The following is a 20,463-nucleotide window of genomic DNA, read 5'->3' on the forward strand; positions in this document are numbered from 1 at the left end:
AGCGGGCCGGGCGCGAGCGGGCCGGGCGTGACCGGGCCGGCTGGCTGCTCCTCGCGGTCGGGGCCGTGCTGTGCGTGCTCGGCTGGTACGGGGTCTCCGGCGAACGCTTCGTCGAGCAGCAGGTCCCCTACCTGGCCTCCGCCACCGTCCCCGGCGCGGCCCTGATCGTGGCCGGCGCCGTCCTGGTCGCGCTGCGGCCGCCGCCCCCGCGCGGGCGCCTGGGGGAACTGACCGACCGGCGGGTCGAGCGGCTGTACGACCTGCTGGTGGAGCCCGGGGCCGAGCCGGGGCCGGGGCCTGATCCGGCCCCGGCGCACCGGTCGGGGCCGCTCGCCGTCCCCGAGGGCACCCGCTACCACCGGCCGGACTGCCCACTGGTCACCGGCAAGGCGACGGCCGCACCGGTGGACGCGGCCGCCGTACGGGAGCGGGGTCTGACGCCCTGCCCGCTCTGCTCGCCGGACGCCCCCGGGGCCCCGGACGCCCTGGGGCTCCCGGAGACCCCGAACCCCCCGAACACCCCGGACGCCCCGAGCAGGCCCGCCACCCGTCCGGGCGAAGCCGCCCCGCCGAGCGGCTGAACCGATGACCGTCCTGCTCGCCGCGCCCGACTCGTTCGGCCTCACCCTCGACCTCGCCCTCGCCGGGCTCACCGTCGGCAGTGCCGCCGCGCTCAGCGGCATCGGACTGGTCGTCTGCCACCGCGCCACCGGCGTGCTCAACATCGCCCAGGGCGCCCAGGCCATGGCCGTCGCCTACCTGCTGCGCGACCTCGTGGTCGTCCGGCACTGGCCGGTCTGGCCGGCCCTCGCCTGCTGCCTGCTGGTGGTCGCGCCCGCCCTCGGCGTGCTCCTCGACGTCCTCGTGCACCGCCCGCTGCAACGGCGCGGCGCCGGACCGGCCGAGACCATGGTCGCCGGGCTCGGCGTGTTCGTGCTGCTCATCGGAGTCGCCGTCCTGCTGTGGGGACCGGCCCCGCTGGCCGGCGCGCCCAGCCCGTTCGGCGGCGCCCCGATCCGGCTGCCCGGCGGCCACACCCTGCGCCCCGACACCGTCGCCCAGCTCGCCGCGATCCTGGTCCTCGGCCTCGCCGTCGCCGCCACCACCCGCTGGACCCGCCTCGGCCTCCACCTGCGCGCCGTCGTCGACGACCGCCGGCTCGCCGCCCTCACCGGCGTCGACGCCGACCGGGTCTCCGCCCTCGGCTGGGCCTTCGGCACCTTCACCGCCGGACTCGTCGGCGTCGCCCTCGCGCCCTACCTGCTGCTCGACCCGTACGGGCTGCCGCTGCTGGTCATGGAGACCATGGCCGTCGCCGTCGCCGCCCGGCTGCGCAGCATCCCCGTCGCCGTCGCCACCGGACTCGGACTCGGCATCGCCCAGTCCGAACTCACCCGGCTCCGCCCGTCCGGCCAACTGCTGCCGCTGGTCCAGGCGGTGCAGTCCAACCTGTTCGTGATCGCGCTGCTCGCCGCCGCCCTGCTCGCGGGGCCCGGCATCACCGGGGGCCGGGCCCCGGACGGCGGGGCGCCGCTCACCTCCCGGAGCCACCGACCCGGAGGAGGACGAGGAGGAGGGCGAGGAGGAGGAGGCGGCGGCGGGCGGTCGGCCGGCGCGGTCTGCCTGGTGCTGCTCCTGTTGCCCTTCGGCTTCCGCGGCAACGACCTGCGCAGCGCCCTGCTCGTCCCCGCCCTCGCCCTGGTGCTGCTGTCCGTCGTCGTCGTCACCGGCTACGGCGGGCAGACCTCCCTCGGCCAGGCCGGGTACGCGGGCCTCGGCGCGCTCGGCACCGCCCTGCTGATGAGCGGTCGCGTCCCCGGCCTGCCGGCCCTCCCGGCCGTCCCCGCACTGCTGCTCGCCGTCCTCGCCACCGCCCCGCTCGGCCTGCTCACCGGCCGGCCCGCGATCCGCCGCCGCGGACTCGCCCTCGCCCTCGTCACCTTCGCCTTCGGCACCGCGCTGAGCCGCTTCGTCTTCCAGCAGCCCTACGCCACCACCGGACTCACCCTCGACCGCCCCGCCCTCCTCGATGGCGACCGCGCCTTCTACCTCGCCGAACTCCTCCTGCTCGGCCTCGGTCTGCTCGCCGTCCGCGCCCTCCACCGCGGCCGCCTCGGCCGCGCCCTCACCGCCATGCGCGACCACGAGGCCGGTGCGGTCGCGGCGGGCGTCGACGTACCGGGCCTCAAACTCCTCGCCTTCGTGGTCGGCGCCGCGCTCGCCGCCCTCGGCGGCGGCCTGATGGGCCTCGCGGGCCGCGCCTTCGACGCGGCGTCCTTCGACCCGGTCCGCGGCCTGCTCTGGTTCGCCGCCGTGGTCGTCGCCGGCGCCGACAGCGCCCTCGGCGCCGTCCTCGCCGCCGCCCTGCTGATCGGCCTCGACGCGGGCACCGTCACCGGCGTCTCGGCCGTCGCGGTCGGCGTCCTCGCCGCCGCCATCGGCCGCCTCCCCGGCGGCCTCGCCGCCCTCCCCACCGCACGGCGCGACCCCCCGCCAGACCTCCCGCCCGGCCGCCTCACCCCCACCGGCCGACGCCTCCGCGCCACCCTGAACCGCCGCCCGTGAACGGAGCACCGGCGCCACCCGAACTCCCTGCGAAGGAAGGCCCGTTGAACAGATCCTCGCCCCCCGCCCGACACTGCGGCCGGATCCACCACCGACTCCCCCGCGCCACCACCCTGCCGGGTGCGGCCCGACCCGACGCCCTACGACCGCGGGCAGGAGCCGAGGCCCCTGCCGGCCGGAGACGGCGGACGACGAGCCACCTCACCTTCCCCGTAGGCCTGTTCAGCTGGACGACGCCCCCCGGTGGGGCGTCGTGACGGCGGCGCGGTTGACCGTGCGGGGGGTGGTGCGGCGGTACGGGGGGATCGTGGCGGTGGGCGGGGTGGACCTGGTGGCTCCGGGTGGGCGGATCACGGCGTTGATCGGGCCGAACGGGGCGGGGAAGAGCACCCTGTTCGACTGTCTGGCGGGGACGGTGCGGCCGGATGCCGGGCAGGTGCTGCTGGGCGGGCGGGACGTGACCGCCGTGGCCGCGCACCGGCGGGTGCGGCTCGGGTTGGCGCGGACGTTCCAGCAGATCGCCGTCTTCCCGACCCTCTCGGTGGCCGACAACGTGCGGGTGGGCGCGGAGCAGCGAGGGGGCAGGGGGGCGGCGGAGCGGACGGAGCGGGCGCTGGGGTTGCTCGGGTTGCGGGGTGTCGCGGACGAGCCGGCGGGGGTGCAGCCCACCGGGGTGCTGCGGCTGGTGGAGTTGGCGCGGGCGCTGGCGGGCGAGCCCCGGGTGCTGTTGCTGGACGAGCCGGCGGCGGGGCTCGATGCCGCCCAGACGGGCCGTCTGGTGGCGGTACTGCGCGCTCTCGCGGGGCGTGGGATGGCGCTGCTGCTGGTCGAGCACGATGCCGAGCTGGTGGCCGAACTCGCCGATGCCGTCTACGCGATGGCGCAGGGCCGGGTGGTGGCGGCCGGGCCGACGGCGGCGGTGCTGGCGGACGCCCGGGTGGCCGAGGCCTGGGGTGGCCGCCCGTGAGTGCCGAACTCCCTTACGGGAAGCCCTGCTTGGACGCCGCCGGGGTGATCGCATGCCGGTAGCCGCGGCCCTGTGCGGCGTCCGGGTCCGGTACGGGCCGCTGGAGGCGCTGCACGGTGTGGACCTCGCCTTTCCGGCCGCCGCCGTCACCGTCCTGCTGGGCCGCAACGGTTCGGGGCGCACCAGTGCGCTGCACGCCCTGGCGGGGGTGGTACCGCTGTCCGGTGGGCGGGTGTGCTGGCGGGGGCGGGACGTCACCGGGCTGTCGGTGCACCGGCGGGTGCGGCTGGGGTTGGCGCTGGTGCCGGCCGAGCGCGGGGTGTTCGGTTCGCTCACCGTGGCGGAGAACCTGGGCCTGGGCGGTGCGGGGCGGGCGGAGGTGCCGGCGGAGGTGCTGGAGGCGTTCCCGGAGCTGTCCGCGCTGCTGCCCCGCCGGGCGGGCACGCTGTCCGGCGGTCAGCGCCAACTGGTGGCGGTGGGGCGGGCGTTGGGGGCGCGGCCCGATCTGCTGCTGCTGGACGAGCCGGAGCGCGGGCTGGCGCCGGCGGTGGCGGCGCGGCTGCACGCGGTGCTGCTGGCCGGGGCGGCCGGGGGCCGTACGGTGGTGCTGGCCGTGCAGTCCCTGCCGCGCTCGCTGGCGGGGGCGGCGGCGGTGCACGTGCTGCACCGGGGTGAGGTGGTGTTCTCGGGCGAGCCGGGGGAGGCACTGCCGGGGCGGTTCACGCCCACGCCGTGACGCCCCCGGCGCCCGGGCCCTACGGCTGGTACACGTACGGCGTGGTGGTGCTGAGCCGCGCGAAGCCGAGCCGCTCCAGGATGGGGCGGCTCTGGTCGCTCGCGTCGACCTGGAGGTACTCGTAGCCGAGTGCGGCGGCCTGGCGGGCGCGGTGGGCGACCAGAGCGCGGTAGATGCCGCGCCCGCGCCAGCCGGGGACGGTGCCGCCGCCCCACAGGCCGGCGAAGCCGGTGCCCGGGGTGAGCTCCGTCCGGGCGGCGCTCACCGGCTGGTCGCCGGCCATCGCGACGACCAGGAGCAGCGTCTCCGAGTCGTGCCGGAGGTGGTCGAGCAGGCGCCCGCGCAGGGTCGGGGATGCGGCCCCGAAGGCCAGATCGTGGGCGGTCACCATGAGGTCCACCCCGGCCTCGTCGGTCACCGGCTCCAGCCGGACGCCCTCGGGCAGGGCCGCGTCGGTGGGCAGGTCCGCGATCCGGGCGATCATCAGCGCCTCGTCGGGTTCGGCGGTGAACCCGGCCGCGAGCAGCCGCCGGCCGAGGTCGGCGGGGCGGTCGTGGCTGTAGGTCTTCCACTCGAACTCCAGGCCCAGCCCGGTGAAGTGGGCGACCTGCGCGGCGATCGCGGCGTCCGCCCCGGCCTCGTCCAGTCCGGACCAGACGATGCCGTTCCAGGCGTGCTCGCCCCCCACCTGGCGCACCACGGCGCCGTCGCGCTCGACCCGGACGTCGGGGCCGTCCGGCCGCGCGTCGCGCCGGATCCGCTGGTCGAACAGGGCGAGTACATGATCACGATCCATCCGACCACTCCAGCACGCCGCGACGGCCGGGCGCCACCGCTTTTGCGGCCCGCCCACGAACGCCCCCGCCCGGCGCGGGCGGGCGCGGCGGCTGGGATACTGCCGCCATGCCCTTGCTCACGTGGATCGCCGAACTCGCGGACGACCCGCTGATACTGGACCCGAACGACCGTCCGGCGGAGCAGCGGACCAACACCTGGTGGATGACCGCCGAGGAGGAGGACCGGCGGACGCTGTCCGTCCAGCAGGTGGTGGACGCCTTCGAGCGCACCGCCGCCCTGCTCCTGGAGCGGGTCCGGGCACTCGGCCACCACGGGCCGGCCACCTTCTACGTCTGGCACGACGTGCTGGCCGGGCAACTGCGCTGCTCGACCGGCTCGGTCGGGCCGCGGGACCTGCCGTTCCGCGGGAACTACCTGCCGACCACGGACCTCGGCCCGATCGTCGCGGACCACCTCGCCGACGACGAGCCCGGCACGGTCCTGCGCACCGAACTGGTGGACATCGGCGACCTCGACGAACCCCCGAACGACGGGGACGTCCTGGCCGCGGACGGGAACTGGGTCCCGGGGCCGCCCCTCCCGCCGTTGCCCGTCTGGGTCCGCGACGTCGGAACGGCGGGCGGCGCCTGATCGGCCCCGCGCCCCGCCCGCTACTGCGCCAGGTAGCCGCCGTCGACCGGCAGGACGGCGCCGGTGATGAACGAGGCCTCCTCGGAGGCGAGGAAGAGGACGGCGGCGGCGACCTCGGCCGGGTCGCCGAGACGGCCCATCGGGTGCAGCTTCTCGATCGCCGCCAGGTACTCGGGCCCGCCGGGCTCGTCCCGCAGCCGGGCGACCCGCTCGGTGCCGATGGTGCCGGGGGCGACGGCGTTGACCCGGATGCCGCGGTCCGCCCATTCGACGGCGAGGTGCTTGGTCAGCCCGGAGGCGACGAACTTGGCGGGCCCGTACACCGCCTGGCCGCGCTGGCCGGCCTCGCCCGAGATGGAGGACAGGCAGACGATCGAGCCGCCCGGCCGTTCCTGGGCGAGCATCGCCTCGATCGCGTACTTGCAGGTGAGGAACATGCCGCGGCCGTCGACGGCCATCACCCGGTCCCAGTCCTCGGCGCTCGCCTCGGTGATGTCCATCAGCGGGATCACCCCGGCGTTGGCCACCAGCACGTCGATCCGCCCGTGCCGTTCGACGGCCGCCGCGACCATCCGGCGGGCGTCCGCGTCGACGGACACGTCACCGACCACCGTGCCGACGGCCTCCGGGAACCGCCCGGCCAGCCGGTCCAGCCCCTCGGCGTCCAGGTCGGTGGCCACCACCGACGCGCCCTCCCGGACGAAGCGTTCCGCGACGGCCCGGCCGATGCCGCTGGCCGCGCCGGTCACCACGCAGGAACGGCCGGCCAGCCGCCCCGCCGCGTTCAGAGTCACCATGGCGGGACTCTACCGAGCGCGGCGGCGCGGGGCCGGACTTCCGCCCGACGGGCCCGGGCCGACAGCGGACCGGCCCGGACGGCGGACCGGCCCGGACGGCGGCAGCGCTCGGACGGCGGCAGCGCTCGGACCACTCGGACCACTCAGGCCACTCAGGCCGCTCAGACCGTGAGGACGATCTTCCCCCGCACGTGCCCGTCCTCGCTGATCCGGTGCGCCTGCGCCGCCTCCGCCAGCGGGAGCACCCGGTGCAGCGGCAGCCGCAGGGTGCCCGCCCGGTGCAGGGCGAGGGCGGCCGCGAAGGCGCGCCCGTGGTACGACTCGCCGCCCTCGGCTCCGCCGCTGAAACGGATGCCGTGCTCCTGCGCGCCGGGGATGTCGGCGATCGTCAGCACCCGCTCGGCGCTGCCCGCCAGTTCGACGGAGAGCGGCAGCACTCCCTTGCCCGCCGCGTCCAGGACGCGGTCGACCCCGCCCGGCGCGGCCGCCCGCACCCGCTCGGCCAGGCCCTCGCCGTACGTCACCGGGATCGCGCCCAGCTCCCGCAGGTAGGCGTGGTTGGCCTCGCTCGCGGTGCCGATCACGGTGATGCCGCGGGCCCGGGCGAACTGGAGCAGCAGGGTGCCGACGGCCCCGGCGGCGCCGTGCACCAGCAGCGTCTCCCCGGAGCGCACGCCCAGGATGTCGAGGACCCGCTCGGCGGTCTCGGCGGCGACCGGGATCGCCGCGGCCTCCTCCCAGCTCAAGGTGGCGGGCTTGGCCACCACCTGGTCGGCGTCGAGCAGCGCGTGCTCGGCGTAGCCGCCGCCCATCAGGGCGCCGAACACCTCGTCGCCGGGGGCGAAGGCGGTGACCTCCGCGCCGACCGCCTCCACCACCCCGGCGACCTCGTAGCCGGGCACGGCGGGGAAGGTGACCGGGATGATGCCGTCGAACGCGCCGCTGCGCACCTTGTGGTCCAGCGGGTTGACGCCGACCGCGCGGACCGCGACCCGCACCTGGCCGGGCCCGGGGGCGGGCAGGTCGAGCTCGATCGGGCGCAGCACGTCCGCGTCGCCGTACCGGGGGAAAGCGATGGCCTTGGTCATGGAAGATCCTCGGTTCGTCCGGGCGTTGTCCGTCCGGGGGTTGTTCGTTCCGACGGCTCCATCCTGCGGCGCCGGCCGCAGGCCCCCGGCCGGCCGTTCGGACAGTTCCACCTGGCCGAAGGGAGGGGCGGCCGGGGGCGGCCCCGGAACTAGGGTGAAGGGCATGGACGCAGGCATGGAGTCGCACGAAGGCATGGACGCGGTGGACGGCCCCGGCCCCGACGAGGCCTGGCGGGAGTACTGGGGCCGCCCCGAGGACGCGCTGGCGCGGGCCGTCGAGGTGCTGCGCGCGCCCCGGCCCGAGGTGGTGCCGCGGCTGTCGGCGGTGGTCCGCACGCTCGTCCCGCACGTCGCGATCGCCCACCTGAGCGGTGTCTGCGCCTACTCCCCCGCCAACGCCCACGGCCCGCGCGAGCTGGTCGGCGGCCTCTCCGGGCTGGAGCTGGCCCGGCTCGCCGAGCAGGCCGCCGGGACGACCTCGGCCGGCCGCCCCTGGCAGGGCGAGGCCGAACTGGCGGGCCGGACCCGGCCGGTGGTGGTGATCGCCGCTCCGGCCGACGACAAGGAGGTGCTGCTGGTCCTGGTCCGCGGCGACGCCGCGCCGGTGCCGGCCGGTGCGCTCGCCGTCCTCCAGCAGGTGTGCGAGCTGGTGATCGCCCACTCCGAGCACCGCGCCACCGACGCCGCGCCCGGTCAGGCGATGATCTCCCGTACCGCGGCCGTCACCCGGGCCCGGACCATCGCCGAGTTCACCGGCACCCACAGCGCCGCGCTGACCGCCGTCCTGGCGCCGCTGCGTTCGGCCGACCTGGACGACCGCGCCGCCCGCCGGGCCGCCACCGACCTGGCCGTCACCGCCCTGCTCGACCTGCGCCGGGCCGCGGACCTGGACCGCGAGCTCAGCGAGGAGCCCGCCGACGCCGCGTTCGCCCGGCTCGCCCGCGAACTGCGCCCGCTGCTGCGGCACACCGGGGTCCGGCTCGACCTCGCGCCGCCGTCCGACGCCACCCGGTCCATCCCCGCGGACACCGCGCACACCGCCCGGGCCGCCGTGCAGTGCGCCGTCATGCTGATGATGGAGCAGGAGAAGCCCGGTCGGCTGCACCTGAGTTGGCAGTTCACGGCGGACGGCGCGCTGCGCACCGTGGTGCGCGACGACGGCCTCGGGGTGCTCGCCGCGGACGCCCTCGCCGTCCACCGCACCGCCGACCGGATCACCGCCCTCGGCGGCCGCTACGAGGTCGAGTCCGTCCCCAACTGGGGCACCACCGTGACGGTGGAGCTGCCGCTCGGCATGCCCTCGCCGACCGCCGTCACCGACCCGCTGGACGGGCTCCAGCCGCGCGAACTGGAGGTGCTCGACCAGCTCGCCCAGGGCCGCCGCAACCGGGACATCGCCGCGGAGCTGCACATCAGCGAGTCCACGGTGAAGTTCCACGTCGCCAACATCCTGGCCAAGTTGGGTGTCGGCTCGCGCGGCGAGGCGGCCGCCCTCGCCCACCGCGCCGGGATGCCCGGCGGCGCGCGGCTGCACGTGGCATCCTGAACCGGATCCGCCGCCACACCCGTTGACAGGAGTCCCGATGACCACGCCCACCCCACCGCGGACCGTTCTCATCACCGGCTCCACCGACGGCCTCGGCCGCGCCCTCGCCCACCGCCTGGCCGCCGAGGGCGCCACCCTCCTGCTGCACGGCCGCGACCGGGACCGGCTCGACCGCACCGCCCGGGAGGTGGCCGAGGCCCACGGGACGGCCCGCCCGGCCACCCTGCTCGCCGACCTCGCCGAGCTGGAGCAGGTCCGCGCCCTCGCGGCCGAGGTCCGCGCCACCACCGGCCGGCTCGACGTCCTCGTCAACAACGCGGGCATAGGCGCCGGCGAACCTGACGGCCGCACCCGCCGCACCAGCGCCGACGGCCACGAACTGCGCTTCGCCGTGAACCACTTGGCCGGCTTCCTGCTCAGCCTCGAACTGCTGCCGCTGCTGCGCGCCTGCGCGCCCGCCCGGATCGTCAACGTCGCCTCCGCCGGACAGCAGGAGATCGACTTCGACGACCTCATGCTGGAGAACGGCTACGACGGCACCAGCGCGTACTGCCGCAGCAAGCTCGCCCAGATCGCCTGCGGCATGGAGCTCGCCGCCCGGGCGCCGGCCGCCGAAGTGACCGTCAACAGCCTCCACCCGTCGACGTACATGCCCACCAAGATGGTGCTCCGGGAGATCGGCCACAGCATCGACAGCCTGGAGGACGGCGTCACCGCCACCCACCGGCTGGTCACCGACCCGGCCCTGGCCGGCACCACCGGCCGCTACTACGACCGGCTGCGCGAGGCCCGCGCCAACCGCCAGGCCTACGACCTGCGGGCCCGGGCCGAGCTGTGGGAGCGCTGCTTGAAGCTCGTCGGGCACGCCGACCTCTGAAAGGCGACATCAACGACATGACCGAGCACCCCCGCACGAGTTGGGCCCCCGACGCCCCGGGCGTGCTGCGCCTGCCCTCCGGGCGGCTGCTGCGCGGCCGCGGCGTCCTCAACCCGCTGCCGCCGGGCCCGCGCCCCGACTTCGGCATCTACCTGCTGGGGCGCGAACCGAAGCCGCTCCCCTGGGAGAGCCGCTGGGTGCGCTGGCCCGACTTCCGGCTGCCCGCCGACCGCACGGACGCCGCCGACGCCTTCCGGGAGGCCTGGGAGCGCTGCACCGGCGAGCGGGTCGAACTCGCCTGCGCGGGCGGCCGCGGGCGCACCGGCACGGCCCTGGCCTGCATCGCCGTGCTGGACGGCGTGCCGGCGGCGGAGGCGGTCGGGTACGTGCGGGAGCACTACGGCCGACACGCCGTGGAGACGCCCTGGCAGCGGAAGTTCGTGGAGCGCTGGGCCCGGCCCTCGACCGACTGACCGGTCCTGCGGCGACTGACCGGTCCTCAGCTGCGCGGGTACGCCTTCACGACCGTGCCGTCGAAGTCCGCCCTGAGGTAGGCGGCGCCGTAGGCGTCCGCGACGTACACCAGCAGCGACGGTTCGGTGTCGCCCATCCCCTGGGCGTCGTGCAGGAACACGTAGTGGCTGGTCGGGTGGGTGATGCCGAGTTCGGCGTCGGCCCGTTGCAGCAGCGCGGGGAGGGCGTCCCAGTTGACGGACCGGAGGTCCAGCGGCTTCTCGCCGAAGGCCACGGTGCCGGAGCGGATGCCGGGCGTGGACTTGCCGTCGCGGTAGGAGAGGCTGTCGTAGAGGTTCGGGTTGGCGGCGGTCGCGACGAGGGCGTCGCCGGAGTCCTGCCGGAGCGTGAACTCCAGGAAGGGGCGGCCGCCCGACTTCTGGCTCATGGACTGGACGGCGCCGCGCGCGCCCGTCGGCGTCAGCAGGCCCGGGTAGGCCGCCGGCGGGGTGGCGGTGCTGTCGCCGCCCCGGGCCGCGAAGTGCTGGACGGCGAAGCCGATGCTCACCATCAGCACCGGGACCAGCACCAGGTAGCCGGTGCGCAGCGCGCCGCGCAGCCTGCCGGGCCGGGGCGGGGGCGTCGCGTCGCGCGGCTCCTGGCCGAGGGTCTGCGGCGGGCCGTAGGCCTGCCCGGTGGGGTGCCCCGTGGCGTACCCGGTCGGCGGCGGGGCGGTGGCCGTGGCCGTCGGGCCGGTGGCCGTGGCCGTGGCGGCCGCGGGCGGGAGCAGGCGGACCGTGCCGACCGCCCCGGCCTGGGCCTCGGCCGCCGCCGCGACCTCGGCGTCGGCGAGCTGCCGGTCGAGCTGCCAGGCGTCGGGGCGCGCGGCCGTGTCCCGCACCAGCAGGGCGGCGAGCACCGGGCCCAGCGGCCCGGACCGCACCGGGGCCGGTACCGGCTCGTCCAGCACGGCGGCCAGCGTGGCGAGGGTGGTGGCGCGCCGCAGCGGGTGCTGCCCCTCCACCGCGACGTACAGCATCAGGCCGAGCGACCACAGGTCGGAGGCCGGGTTGCCCTCCTCGCCGCGGACCCGCTCGGGGGCTATGTACTCGGGCGAGCCGATCAGGGCGCCGGTGGTGGTCAGGCTGGGCGCCTCCGACAGCGCGGCGATGCCGAAGTCGGTGAGGACCGGGGTGCCGTCCGGGCGCAGCAGGACGTTGCCGGGCTTGACGTCGCGGTGCTGGATGCCGGCCGCGTGCGCGGCGCTCAGGGCGGACAGCACGCCGCGGCCGAGCCGGGCCGCCTCCAGGGGCGTCATCGGGCCGCGTGCGAGCCGCTCGTGCAGCGAGCCGCCGGTCACCAGCTCCATGACCAGCCAGGGGTGCGGGTACTCGGGCCGGTCGACGATGTGGTGGATCGTCACCACATGGGGGTGGTTGAGCCGGGCCAGCGACCGGGCCTCCCGCAGGACCCGCTCGCGCAGCACCGCCGCCGCGCCCGGGTCGCCGGCGAGGTCGGCCGGGTCGGGCGGGCGCACCTCCTTCAGGGCCACCTCGCGCTCCAGGAGGGTGTCGCGTGCCCGCCACACCAGTCCCATGCCGCCGCCGCCCAGCCGCTCCACCAGTTCGAAGCGTCCGTCGATGAGTTGGAGCCCCGGCCCCCCAGAATTCATGACGGTCATCGTAGGGGCGCGGTCCGTCATCGGTGACACCGGCAGTCCCGCACCGGCCTGGCCGACGGGGCGGGCCGGCGCCGCCGGGGCGGAGCGGGTCAGAGGTCCCAGGTCTGCCCGGCGGCCCAGGACTCCAGCGTGCGCCACTGCACGGCCGGGGTCTCGGCGTGCAGGGTGTCGGTGTCGATCTCCAGGCCGACCTCCTGGAAGTAGCGGAACATCGCGGCGAGGTCCTGGGAGTAGGTCTCGACGACGGACAGCGGCACCTCCTGGCAGCGGACCGGCCGGCCGGCCGCCGCCGTGATGGCGGCGGCGATCTGTTCGCCGGTGCACCACTGGGAGGCGATGTCGATGCGCCGCCCCGCGTAGTCGTCCGGGTGGGCCAGGACGTGGGCGGCGAAGTCGCCGATGGTCTCGGCGGCGATCACCGGGAGGGGGACGCCGGGGGGCATGGGCAGCGGGAAGACCCCTTCGCGCAGCGAGGCGAGGGTCCAGTCGTTGGCGTAGTTGTCCAGGAAGGCCGCCGGGCCGATGACCGTCCAGGGCAGGTCGAGGCCGGCGAGGTGCTGTTCGATGCGCTGCTTGGAGTCGAAGTGCGGGATGCCGGTGGAGCGGTCGGCGTTGGTGGCGGAGGTGAGGACGACGTGCCGGACGGTGCCGGCGGCGCGGGCGGCGTCGAGCAGGGCGATGCCCTGGCGGACCTCGGTGTCGAGGTCCGTCCCGAACGGGGTGGACATCGCGAAGAGGCTCCCGGCGCCGTCGAGGGCGGCGGCGAGCGAGGCCGGGTCGTCGAAGTCGGCACGGACCGGCTCGGCGCCGAGGGCGGCGAGTTCGCGGGCGGCCGGGGAGCCGGGGTCGCGGGTGAGGGCCCGGACCGGGCGGCCGGCCCGGAGCAGGGCCCGGGCGGTGGCGCCGCCCTGGGCGCCGGTGGCTCCGGTGACGGCGACGGGGGGTCGAGATATTATCTGCGTCATGCAGACAACATACGAAGAGATCTCTGCGTGACGCAAATGATTAACGGCCTGCCGGTTACCCTGGCCCCATGACCCCCCACCGCGACGAACTGCTGGCCCGGCTCTGGCCGCTCTCGCGCCGCTACCTGGCCTCCTACGTGCTGTTCAACCAGGCCGTCGCGGACCACCTCGGCATGCACCCGACCGACGTCCAGTGCCTCAACCTGCTCACCCTGGAGGACGGCCCCGTCACCACCGGCCGGGTCGCCGAGCTGACCGGACTGACCAGCGGCTCGGCGACCCGACTGGTCGACCGCCTGGAGAAGGCGGGCCTGGTGGCCCGGCAGCGGGACGAGGCCGACCGCCGCCGGGTGCTGGTCGCCGTCCTCCCCGACGCACTGGCGCGCTTCGGGGAGGTCTGGCGCGAGCTCGGCGGCGACTGGGCCGCGATCTTCGCCGAGGACAGCGAGGACGAGCTGGCCTTCCTGCTCCGGCACATGAACCGCACGGTCGAACTCAGCCACCGGCAGATCGCCCGCCTCGCCGACACGGACCTGCGCCCCGGGGGCGACCGGGACTCCTAGGGACGCCAGGACTCCGGGCCCGACCAGGCCTCCCCCGCCCGACCAGGCCCCCGGCCCCCGGCCCCGTCAGGTCTTGCGCAGCTCCGGCGCCGGCGCCCCGATCAGCAGCCGGCGGACGGCGTCCCAGGCGGCCCGCAGGGCGGCGGCGCAGACGCGGGTGTCGGAGTCGAGCAGCCGCAGCCAGGCACCGCTGTCCTGCGGCAGCACGCTGACCCCGTACAGCAGGCCGCGGTCGGCCAGGGCCTCGTGCAGCGCGTCGGCGATCCGGGCGGCGGGGGCGAGCGGGCTGAGCACGTAGAGGCTGGACATCACGTCGTGCCCGCCGAGTACGGCGGGGCCGGTGACGCCGGCCCCGGCGGGCTCCAGCCGGACGGTGTCCAGGGCCACCAACTCGCCGTCGGGGCGCCGAACTTCGAGGTCCGAGGCGAAGACCTGGTAGGCGTTGCGCTCACCCCGGGCGAGGCGGCCGGCGAGGACGGTCTCGCCCGCCAGGACGGTCGCCCCCCGGTCCACGGTGAGCACCGTGCGCTGGTAGAGGCGCGAGTCGACGAAGGGGATCACCGGCTCGGGCAGGTACTCCACGTAGGCGCCGGGCCCGGCCTCCAGATTGACCAGCTGCGTCGCGTAGTCGTACTCCATCCGGTAGACCTTGGTGGCCGCCTGGGTGGTCAGGTGGACCGCCGTGTCGGCCCCGCAGCGGATGTCGGTGCGCAGCCGGTCGGCCTGGAGGATGCCGCCGCCGGTGGACATCAGCAGGGTGACGGCGAGGTCGGGGCGGGCCGGGTCGAAGTACAGCGGGCGCATGATCTGCAGCGGCGACTTCTGGTAGTGGCCGGTGAGTTCGGTGCGCCCGCCGATCCGCTCGAAGGCCAGCTCCAGCAGCCCGACCTTGCCGGGGCGCCCGACCGCGAGGGTGTCGGGCGTCGCGGCGTACCGGCGGACCGCCTGCGGGACCCGGGCCGGCTCGTAGTGCCGGGGGTCGAGCCGGGGCACCGGCCGCCGCCCCTCGGGGGCCCGCGCGGCCACCGTCACGCCGGGACCTTGCGGAAGGTCTCCAGGAAGGTCGCGATCTCCTCCAGCCCCTCCCCCGTCAGGCAGTTGGTGAGCACCACCGGCCCGCCCTCGCGGACCCGGTGGGCGTCGGACTCCATGACGCCGAGGTCGGCGCGCACGTACGGGGCGAGGTCGGTCTTGTTGATGACCAGCAGCTCCGACTCGGTGATGCCCGGGCCGCGCTTGCGGGGCATCTTCTCGCCCTCGGCGGTGTCGAGGACGAACAGGAAGAGGTCGACCAGCACCGGGCTGAACGTCAGGGTCAGGTTGTCGCCGCCGGACTCGTACAGCAGGGTGTCGACGTCGGGGAAGCGCTCCAGCATCTCGGCCCCGGCGGCCAGGTTCATGGTCGGGTCGTCGCGCACGGCGGTGTGCGGGCAGGCGCCGGTCTCGACGCCGACCACCCGTTCCGGGTCGAGCACCCCGGCGAGGGTGCGGCGGACGTGCTGGGCGTCCTCCTGGGTGTAGATGTCGTTGGTGATCACCGCGGGGCGGTGGCCGCGCTCGATCAGCACCGGCACCAGCGCCTCGATGAGCGCCGTCTTGCCGGAGCCGACCGGGCCGCCGATGCCCACCCGGAGCACGTTCTCGGTCATGGGGTCCTCCTCCATTCGTAGGGGTGTCCAGCGTTCAGCGGGTGTTCAGCTCGCGAAGAGCCGGGCCTCGGCCCGTTCGTGCCGTCCGGACATCGCGTCCGCGACCGGTACGCAGCCGCCGAGTTCCGCCGACTCCCGCTCCAGCGCGGCCGCCACGACCTCGCGGATGACCGGGGCGGTGGCCCGCAGCACCACCTGCGCCTTGCGGTGGTCGGTCAGCCGCAGCCGCAGCGCGGCGCCGACGAAGCTGGTGCAGAAGGCGAACAGGTCGCCCGCCACGGCCTGTTCGACGGGGACGGCGGCCGAGGCGTAGGCGACCCCGGCGGCCACCGCCTGGCAGCCGGGGGCACGCTTGTCGGCGACCAGGGCGGCGTACCGCTCCAGCGGCTCGCCGCCCACCGACTCCCGGGCGATGTCCAGGAGTTGGCGCCCGGTGCGGGTGGCGGCGAGCCTCAGCTCGCGGTTGAGCTTGGTGGCGTGCAGCCGCTGGTCGGTCTCGGCGAGCAGCGCCCAGTCCCCGGCGCCGGCGGCCCGGTGGGCCAGGGCGAGCGCCGTGGCGTCGGCCGGTCCGACGCTGTGCCGCAGCAGGTCGGCGAGCAGCACCGGCATGGTGTCGGCGGTGACGGCCTTGGCCTGGGCGTAGCCCTCCAGGCCGTGCGAGAGGGTGTAGAAGCCGCTGGGGAAGGCCGAGTCGGTCAGCTGGAGGCTGACCAGCAGGGCGTCCAGCCCGGCGTCGGCGGGCCCCGGGTCGGCGCCGCTCACGCGAGGTAGAACAGGTGGTTGAGCGGCAGTTCGCGGGCCGGCTCGATGGTCGCGGGCTCGCCGTCCAGGGTGACCTTGTACGTCTCCGGGTCGACCGCGATCCTCGGCAGCGCGTCGTTGCGCACCATGTGCTGCTTGCCGACCGAGCGGCAGTGCCGCACCGGCAGCACCCGGCTGTCCAGGCCGAGTTCCTTCGGCACCCCGAGGTCGACGGCGGCCTGGGACATGAAGGTGATCCGGGTGGCCTGCCTGGCCCGCCCGAGCGCCCCGTACATGGGCCGGTAGTAGACCGGCTGCGGGGTGGGCAGCGAGGCGTTGGGGTCGCCCATCAGCGCCCAGTTGATGAGGCCGCCCTTGATGACCAGCTTGGGCTTGGCGCCGAAGGAGTTGATCGGCCACAGCACGATGTCGGCGAGCTTGCCGGGCTCCAGCGAGCCGATGTACTCGGCCGTGCCGGAGGCGATCGCCGGGTTGATGGTGAGCTTGGCGAGGTAGCGCAGCACCCGGACGTTGTCGTTGCGCTCGCTGTCGCCGTCCAGCTTGCCGCGCTGCGCCTTGCAGTGGTGGGCGGTCTGGAAGGCGCGGGTGAAGGACTCCCCGATCCGGCCCATGGCCTGCGAGTCGGAGGAGAAGATCGAGATGACGCCCTCGTCGTGCAGCACGGTCTCGGCGGCGATGGTCTCGGCGCGCACCCGGGAGTCGGCGAAGGAGACGTCCTCGGGGATGTCGTGGCTGAGGTGGTGGCAGACCATCACCATGTCGAGCAGCTCGTCCACCGAGTTGACGGTGTAGGGCAGGGTCGGGTTGGTGGAGGACGGCAGCACGTTGGGCTCACCGGCGATCCGCATGATGTCGGGGGCGTGGCCGCCGCCCGCGCCCTCGGTGTGGAAGGTGTGGATGGTGCGGCCGTCGATCGCGGACAGGGTGTCCTCGAAGAAGCCGGACTCGTTGAGGGTGTCGGTGTGGATGGCCACCTGCACGTCGTACTCGTCGGCGACCCGCAGCGCGCTGTCGATGGCCGCCGGGGTGCTGCCCCAGTCCTCGTGCACCTTGAGCCCGCACACCCCGGCCTCGACCTGCTCGCGCAGCGCGCCCGGCAGCGAGCCGTTGCCCTTGCCGAGCAGGCCGACGTTGACCGGGAGGTCCTCGACCGCCTGGTACATCCGCCCGATGTTCCACGGGCCGGGGGTGCAGGTGGTGCCGTTGGTACCGTCGGAGGGGCCGGTGCCGCCGCCGATCAGGGTGGTGATGCCGTTGCTCAGCGCCTCCTGGGCCTGCTGCGGGGCGATGAAGTGGATGTGGGTGTCGATGCCGCCGGCGGTGGCGATCAGGTGCTCGCCGGAGATCACCTCGGTGCCGGGGCCGATCACCAGCTTGGGGTGCACCCCGCTCTGGGTGTGCGGGTTGCCGGCCTTGCCGACGGCGGTGATGAAGCCGTCCTTGACGCCGATGTCGCCCTTGACCACGCCGAGCACCGGGTCCAGCACGACGACGTTGGTGATCACCAGGTCGAGCGCGCCCTGCGCCGAGGTGGCGGCCGGGTCCTGGGCCATGCCGTCGCGGATGCCCTTGCCGCCGCCGTAGACGGCCTCGTCGCCGTAGTGGCCCTGGTTGAAGTCCTGTTCGACCTCGACCACGAGGTTGGTGTCGGCCAGGTGGAAGCGGTCACCGACGGTGGGGCCGAAGAGGTCGGTGTACTGCTTGCGGGACAGCATGGCCATCAGCGGTCGCCCTCCGAGTGGGTCCGGGTGTGGAAGTCCCTGCCGTGCAGGTCGTCGTCCTTGAGGTCGAGGTTGGTGCCCTTGAAGCCGCGCGCGATGGCCCGGTCGATGGCCCGGGCACGGGTGTCGCGCGCGGTGGTGCCGCCGTCCACCAGGTTGCTGAAACCGACCAGGCGGCGGTGCCCGCCGAACTCGGCCAGGGTGACGTCCTTGGTGTCCCCCGGCTCGAAGCGGACGGCGGTGCCGGCCGGGATGTCGAGGTGCTTGCCGAAGGCGGCGTTGCGGTCGAAGTCGAGGGCGCGGTTGGCCTCGAAGAAGTGGTAGTGGGAACCGACCTGGATCGCGCGGTCGCCCGTGTTGCTGACCGTGATCGTGGCCTTGGCGCGGCCGGCGTTGATCTCCACCGGGTCGTCGCCGTACAGGTACGCAGCGCCACCGGACATGGCTGGCCTTCCTCTCTGCCGGTTCAGTGGGGGGTGTGTGCAGGTGCTCGGGGGTGGGGGTGCGTGGGGGCGTGCGGGTGGCCGTGGTGGTGGTGCGCCTCGCCCGGGCCGTGGCTGTGGGCGTAGCCGTGGCCGTGCTCGGCGTCGAGGCCGGCCAGGATGCCGTCCTCGCCGTGGCCGAGCAGGTGCAGCGCCGCCGCCGTGCGGGCCGCGACCACTCCGGCGATCGCGGCCGGGCGCAGCAGCGGGCCGCCGTCCCGGACGCCCTCGCCGGTCGGGCCCGGGGGCAGCGCGGTGCCGAAGGAGGCCGGGACGACCGTGACCCGCCCGGCGCCGAGCAGCCGGCAGCGTTCGACGCCCTCGGCCGGGTCGGGGTCGCCGCCCGTGAAGGCGACCTCGACCCGGTGGTGGCGCCCGTACTGGCGGACCAGCCGGGCGATCCGGAACAGTTCGGCGTCCTCGAAGGGCCCGGCCGCCGGGGCGGTGACCAGGACGGCGTCCCCGTCGCCGGCCGTGGCCGCGGCGGCGCGCAGCCAGCCGATCAGGTGCTCGGCGGCGCCGAAGGGTGCGGTGAGCGCGAGCCGTCCGCGGCCCTCGCCGGCGGCGAGCCAGCGCAGCGCGCGGGCGGTGTCGGCGATCAGTTTCGGGTCGCGGCCGAGGGTCATCGGGACGACGCACACCGGCCCGTCCCCGGCCGCCAGGGCGGACCGGACGGCTTCGGCGAGCGGGCGCCCGGCGGCGGCCGCCGCGTGCCCGGCGTACCCGTGCCCCTGCCCGCGCCCCTGCCCGACCAGGGCGGCCAGGTCGCGGCCGCCGTCGCTCTCGTGCCCGCCGGCCAGCACGACCGTGGCGGACTGTGGTGCGGTCATGGGTCAGGCACCGACCGGGTCGTGACAGGAGACCAGCTTGGTGCCGTCCAGGAAGGCGGCCTCGACCTGGAGCAGCGGCAGCATCTCGCGGACGCCGGGCATGACCTCGGCGTTGCTGACGACCTGCTTGCCGATCTCCATGCACTCGGCGACGGTGCGGCCGTCCCGGGCCCCCTCCATGATGGCCTCGCTGATCAGCGCGCAGGCCTCGCTGTAGTTGAGCTTGACGCCGCGGTCGCGGCGTTTGCGGGCCAGATCGGCCACGACGTAGATGTAGAGCTTGTCCATCTCACGCGGGGAGAGGTTCATCGGAACCACTTCTCCTTTCCGAGAATCCGACGAAATGCAAGTCATAGGAATTGCAGGGGAGTTGGCCGACGGAATACCAGGTTAGGGCGACTACGGGTTCAGATCCGACGCAGCCGGGGAATCGCCGGCACCGCCGCCAGGAACAGCAGGGTGGTCAGGACGAACGGCCAGGTGAAGGCGTGGCCGCCGAACGGCGCGGTGACCGCGCCGAGCGCCGGGGTCAGCACGGTGGCGGCCGCCGCACCGAGCACGGCGTAGGCCGCGCTCCAGCCGTCCGGGGCGATGAACACCCCGCACAGCGCCAGCGCCACCAGCACACTGCTGTAGCCGAGCAGCCCCTGCTCGACCGCCTCCGCCGGGGCGCCCAACACCCGGGCGGTGAGCAGTGCGGTGGCGCTGCCGACGCAGGCCATCAGCCCGGCGAGCCGGCCGGCCGCGAACAGCCCGGCCAGGAACAGCAGGCCGACGTACCACTGGGGCATGAGGAAGACCTGGCCGATGTTGGCGAAGAACCCGTGCCAGAGGTGTTCCCAGCTCAGGCCGGTGCCGCCGGTGGCCGGTGCGGGCAGCGCGGCCGGGCTGCCGCCCTCCGGCCACAGCCGCCGGAACCCGGGCGCGGCCACCGTGACGGCGGTCGCGACCAGGCAGAACGGCGCGGTCAGCGCGGGCAGTCCACGCCCTTCCAGCAGCACCCCGAGCCCGGCGGTCACCACCACGGCGACCACCGCGCCGAGCACCGCGACCACGACCGTGGCCGGATCGCCCGGGTCGAGGAACACCGCGCAACCGAGCGCCACCAGGCACCCGTTGTACCCGGTCAGCCCCGCCTCGACGGTGTCCCGCCGCAGCCGGAGAGCGTACCCGGCGGCGGTGGAGACGGCGCTGCCCAGCAGGCCGTAGACGCCGTACTGCCAGCCGGCGGCGAACAGTGCGACGACGAAGAGGAGTCCGCACACGGCGGACGGCATGAAATCGACCTGGGCGACACCGCGCAGGACTTCGACGACCAACTTGACGGATAGCGGACGGACCACCGGCGGAACC

General features: G+C 75.3%; 21 protein-coding genes and 1 pseudogene. 9 read left to right on the plus strand and 13 right to left on the minus strand.

Going from position 1 to position 20,463, the window contains the following annotated elements; genetic code table 11:
* Window positions 1-44: 44 nt before the first annotated feature.
* From ACFXOZ_RS03330 to ACFXOZ_RS03345, 4 genes and pseudogenes are all read left to right on the plus strand, one after another.
* Window positions 45-461 (plus strand): annotated as a pseudogene (locus ACFXOZ_RS03330) (hypothetical protein); the annotation flags it as partial.
* Between the two features lie 124 nt (window positions 462-585).
* A complete protein-coding gene (locus ACFXOZ_RS03335) occupies window positions 586-2,565 on the plus strand; it encodes an ABC transporter permease (protein ID WP_380586960.1) in 1,980 nt (659 codons plus the stop codon).
* Window positions 2,566-2,839: 274 nt separating this feature from the next.
* Window positions 2,840-3,532 carry an ABC transporter ATP-binding protein gene (locus ACFXOZ_RS03340; protein WP_380587089.1) on the plus strand — a complete coding sequence of 231 codons (693 nt, stop codon included), beginning with the start codon at window positions 2,840-2,842 and terminating at the stop codon, window positions 3,530-3,532.
* A 52-nt stretch (window positions 3,533-3,584) separates the two neighbouring features.
* Entirely contained in the window at window positions 3,585-4,268 is a 684-nt protein-coding gene (locus ACFXOZ_RS03345; protein WP_380586963.1) for an ABC transporter ATP-binding protein, read from the plus strand.
* A gap of 19 nt (window positions 4,269-4,287) precedes the next feature.
* On the opposite strand, the gene ACFXOZ_RS03350 is transcribed toward ACFXOZ_RS03345, so the two are convergent.
* Entirely contained in the window at window positions 4,288-5,064 is a 777-nt protein-coding gene (locus ACFXOZ_RS03350; RefSeq protein WP_380523132.1) for a GNAT family N-acetyltransferase, read from the minus strand.
* Between the two features lie 107 nt (window positions 5,065-5,171).
* Between ACFXOZ_RS03350 and ACFXOZ_RS03355 the strand changes: the two genes are divergently transcribed.
* Window positions 5,172-5,696, plus strand: coding sequence for a hypothetical protein (locus ACFXOZ_RS03355; RefSeq protein ID WP_380586967.1), 525 nt, complete (start codon window positions 5,172-5,174; stop codon window positions 5,694-5,696).
* Between the two features lie 20 nt (window positions 5,697-5,716).
* Here the strand turns inward: ACFXOZ_RS03355 and ACFXOZ_RS03360 are convergent, their stop codons facing one another.
* Both ACFXOZ_RS03360 and ACFXOZ_RS03365 read right to left on the minus strand, forming a co-directional pair.
* Entirely contained in the window at window positions 5,717-6,493 is a 777-nt protein-coding gene (locus ACFXOZ_RS03360; protein ID WP_380586970.1) for an SDR family NAD(P)-dependent oxidoreductase, read from the minus strand.
* Window positions 6,494-6,654: 161 nt separating this feature from the next.
* Entirely contained in the window at window positions 6,655-7,581 is a 927-nt protein-coding gene (locus ACFXOZ_RS03365) for an NADP-dependent oxidoreductase (protein ID WP_380586973.1), read from the minus strand.
* Between the two features lie 163 nt (window positions 7,582-7,744).
* Between ACFXOZ_RS03365 and ACFXOZ_RS03370 the strand changes: the two genes are divergently transcribed.
* Genes ACFXOZ_RS03370 through ACFXOZ_RS03380 form a run of 3 tightly spaced genes read left to right on the plus strand, consistent with a single transcriptional unit; the run spans window position 7,745 to window position 10,477 of the window.
* Window positions 7,745-9,127 (plus strand): LuxR C-terminal-related transcriptional regulator, encoded by a 1,383-nt coding sequence (locus ACFXOZ_RS03370; RefSeq protein WP_380586976.1) that lies wholly within the window; start codon window positions 7,745-7,747, stop codon window positions 9,125-9,127.
* A gap of 37 nt (window positions 9,128-9,164) precedes the next feature.
* The gene (locus ACFXOZ_RS03375) at window positions 9,165-10,004 is read left to right on the plus strand and encodes an SDR family NAD(P)-dependent oxidoreductase (protein ID WP_380586979.1); all 840 of its coding nucleotides are present in this window, start codon (window positions 9,165-9,167) and stop codon (window positions 10,002-10,004) included.
* Window positions 10,005-10,021: 17 nt separating this feature from the next.
* The gene (locus ACFXOZ_RS03380) at window positions 10,022-10,477 is read left to right on the plus strand and encodes a protein phosphatase (protein WP_380523126.1); all 456 of its coding nucleotides are present in this window, start codon (window positions 10,022-10,024) and stop codon (window positions 10,475-10,477) included.
* 26 nt (window positions 10,478-10,503) lie between these two features.
* Here the strand turns inward: ACFXOZ_RS03380 and ACFXOZ_RS03385 are convergent, their stop codons facing one another.
* Both ACFXOZ_RS03385 and ACFXOZ_RS03390 read right to left on the minus strand, forming a co-directional pair.
* Entirely contained in the window at window positions 10,504-12,129 is a 1,626-nt protein-coding gene (locus ACFXOZ_RS03385) for a serine/threonine-protein kinase (protein ID WP_380586982.1), read from the minus strand.
* A gap of 98 nt (window positions 12,130-12,227) precedes the next feature.
* Window positions 12,228-13,103, minus strand: a complete 876-nt coding sequence (locus ACFXOZ_RS03390; RefSeq protein WP_380523124.1) for an NmrA/HSCARG family protein — start codon at window positions 13,101-13,103, stop codon at window positions 12,228-12,230.
* Window positions 13,104-13,171: 68 nt separating this feature from the next.
* Here ACFXOZ_RS03390 and ACFXOZ_RS03395 point away from each other — a divergent pair, with 68 nt between their 5' ends.
* Window positions 13,172-13,666 (plus strand): MarR family winged helix-turn-helix transcriptional regulator, encoded by a 495-nt coding sequence (locus ACFXOZ_RS03395; protein ID WP_380523123.1) that lies wholly within the window; start codon window positions 13,172-13,174, stop codon window positions 13,664-13,666.
* A 66-nt stretch (window positions 13,667-13,732) separates the two neighbouring features.
* On the opposite strand, the gene ACFXOZ_RS03400 is transcribed toward ACFXOZ_RS03395, so the two are convergent.
* The 8 genes from ACFXOZ_RS03400 to ACFXOZ_RS03435 all read right to left on the minus strand — a co-directional run bounded on the left by ACFXOZ_RS03400 (window position 13,733) and on the right by ACFXOZ_RS03435 (window position 20,453).
* Window positions 13,733-14,698, minus strand: a complete 966-nt coding sequence (locus ACFXOZ_RS03400; RefSeq protein ID WP_380586985.1) for an urease accessory protein UreD — start codon at window positions 14,696-14,698, stop codon at window positions 13,733-13,735.
* A complete protein-coding gene (gene ureG / locus ACFXOZ_RS03405; protein ID WP_380586988.1) occupies window positions 14,695-15,315 on the minus strand; it encodes an urease accessory protein UreG in 621 nt (206 codons plus the stop codon). The genes ACFXOZ_RS03400 and ureG overlap by 4 nt, the downstream gene beginning before the upstream one ends.
* A 45-nt stretch (window positions 15,316-15,360) precedes the next feature.
* The gene (locus tag ACFXOZ_RS03410; protein ID WP_380586991.1) at window positions 15,361-16,077 is read right to left on the minus strand and encodes an urease accessory protein UreF; all 717 of its coding nucleotides are present in this window, start codon (window positions 16,075-16,077) and stop codon (window positions 15,361-15,363) included.
* Entirely contained in the window at window positions 16,074-17,798 is a 1,725-nt protein-coding gene (gene ureC, locus ACFXOZ_RS03415; protein ID WP_380523120.1) for an urease subunit alpha, read from the minus strand. The genes ACFXOZ_RS03410 and ureC overlap by 4 nt, the downstream gene beginning before the upstream one ends.
* Window positions 17,798-18,241, minus strand: a complete 444-nt coding sequence (locus ACFXOZ_RS03420; RefSeq protein WP_375892073.1) for an urease subunit beta — start codon at window positions 18,239-18,241, stop codon at window positions 17,798-17,800. The genes ureC and ACFXOZ_RS03420 overlap by 1 nt, the downstream gene beginning before the upstream one ends.
* Before the next feature lie 23 nt (window positions 18,242-18,264).
* Window positions 18,265-19,110 (minus strand): sirohydrochlorin chelatase, encoded by an 846-nt coding sequence (locus ACFXOZ_RS03425; protein ID WP_380523118.1) that lies wholly within the window; start codon window positions 19,108-19,110, stop codon window positions 18,265-18,267.
* Window positions 19,111-19,113: 3 nt separating this feature from the next.
* Entirely contained in the window at window positions 19,114-19,419 is a 306-nt protein-coding gene (locus ACFXOZ_RS03430) for an urease subunit gamma (RefSeq protein ID WP_188310190.1), read from the minus strand.
* Between the two features lie 98 nt (window positions 19,420-19,517).
* Entirely contained in the window at window positions 19,518-20,453 is a 936-nt protein-coding gene (locus tag ACFXOZ_RS03435; RefSeq protein WP_380586995.1) for an urea transporter, read from the minus strand.
* Window positions 20,454-20,463: the final 10 nt, after the last annotated feature.

The organism is Kitasatospora sp. NPDC059160 (assembly GCF_042755465.1).
Lineage (GTDB): Bacteria > Actinomycetota > Actinomycetes > Streptomycetales > Streptomycetaceae > Kitasatospora.

Coding starts and splice junctions, on each gene's coding strand:
- ACFXOZ_RS03350 (WP_380523132.1), bottom strand. CDS start 5,064: ATGGATCGTGATCATGTACTCGCCCTGTTCGACCAGCGGATCCGGCGC.
- ACFXOZ_RS03355 (WP_380586967.1), top strand. CDS start 5,172: ATGCCCTTGCTCACGTGGATCGCCGAACTCGCGGACGACCCGCTGATA.
- ACFXOZ_RS03390 (WP_380523124.1), bottom strand. CDS start 13,103: ATGACGCAGATAATATCTCGACCCCCCGTCGCCGTCACCGGAGCCACC.
- ACFXOZ_RS03425 (WP_380523118.1), bottom strand. CDS start 19,110: ATGACCGCACCACAGTCCGCCACGGTCGTGCTGGCCGGCGGGCACGAG.
- ACFXOZ_RS03335 (WP_380586960.1), top strand. CDS start 586: ATGACCGTCCTGCTCGCCGCGCCCGACTCGTTCGGCCTCACCCTCGAC.
- ACFXOZ_RS03365 (WP_380586973.1), bottom strand. CDS start 7,581: ATGACCAAGGCCATCGCTTTCCCCCGGTACGGCGACGCGGACGTGCTG.
- ACFXOZ_RS03375 (WP_380586979.1), top strand. CDS start 9,165: ATGACCACGCCCACCCCACCGCGGACCGTTCTCATCACCGGCTCCACC.
- ACFXOZ_RS03370 (WP_380586976.1), top strand. CDS start 7,745: ATGGACGCAGGCATGGAGTCGCACGAAGGCATGGACGCGGTGGACGGC.
- ACFXOZ_RS03380 (WP_380523126.1), top strand. CDS start 10,022: ATGACCGAGCACCCCCGCACGAGTTGGGCCCCCGACGCCCCGGGCGTG.
- ACFXOZ_RS03420 (WP_375892073.1), bottom strand. CDS start 18,241: ATGTCCGGTGGCGCTGCGTACCTGTACGGCGACGACCCGGTGGAGATC.
- ACFXOZ_RS03345 (WP_380586963.1), top strand. CDS start 3,585: ATGCCGGTAGCCGCGGCCCTGTGCGGCGTCCGGGTCCGGTACGGGCCG.
- ACFXOZ_RS03385 (WP_380586982.1), bottom strand. CDS start 12,129: ATGAATTCTGGGGGGCCGGGGCTCCAACTCATCGACGGACGCTTCGAA.
- ACFXOZ_RS03360 (WP_380586970.1), bottom strand. CDS start 6,493: ATGGTGACTCTGAACGCGGCGGGGCGGCTGGCCGGCCGTTCCTGCGTG.
- ACFXOZ_RS03395 (WP_380523123.1), top strand. CDS start 13,172: ATGACCCCCCACCGCGACGAACTGCTGGCCCGGCTCTGGCCGCTCTCG.
- ureG (WP_380586988.1), bottom strand. CDS start 15,315: ATGACCGAGAACGTGCTCCGGGTGGGCATCGGCGGCCCGGTCGGCTCC.
- ACFXOZ_RS03430 (WP_188310190.1), bottom strand. CDS start 19,419: ATGAACCTCTCCCCGCGTGAGATGGACAAGCTCTACATCTACGTCGTG.
- ureC (WP_380523120.1), bottom strand. CDS start 17,798: ATGGCCATGCTGTCCCGCAAGCAGTACACCGACCTCTTCGGCCCCACC.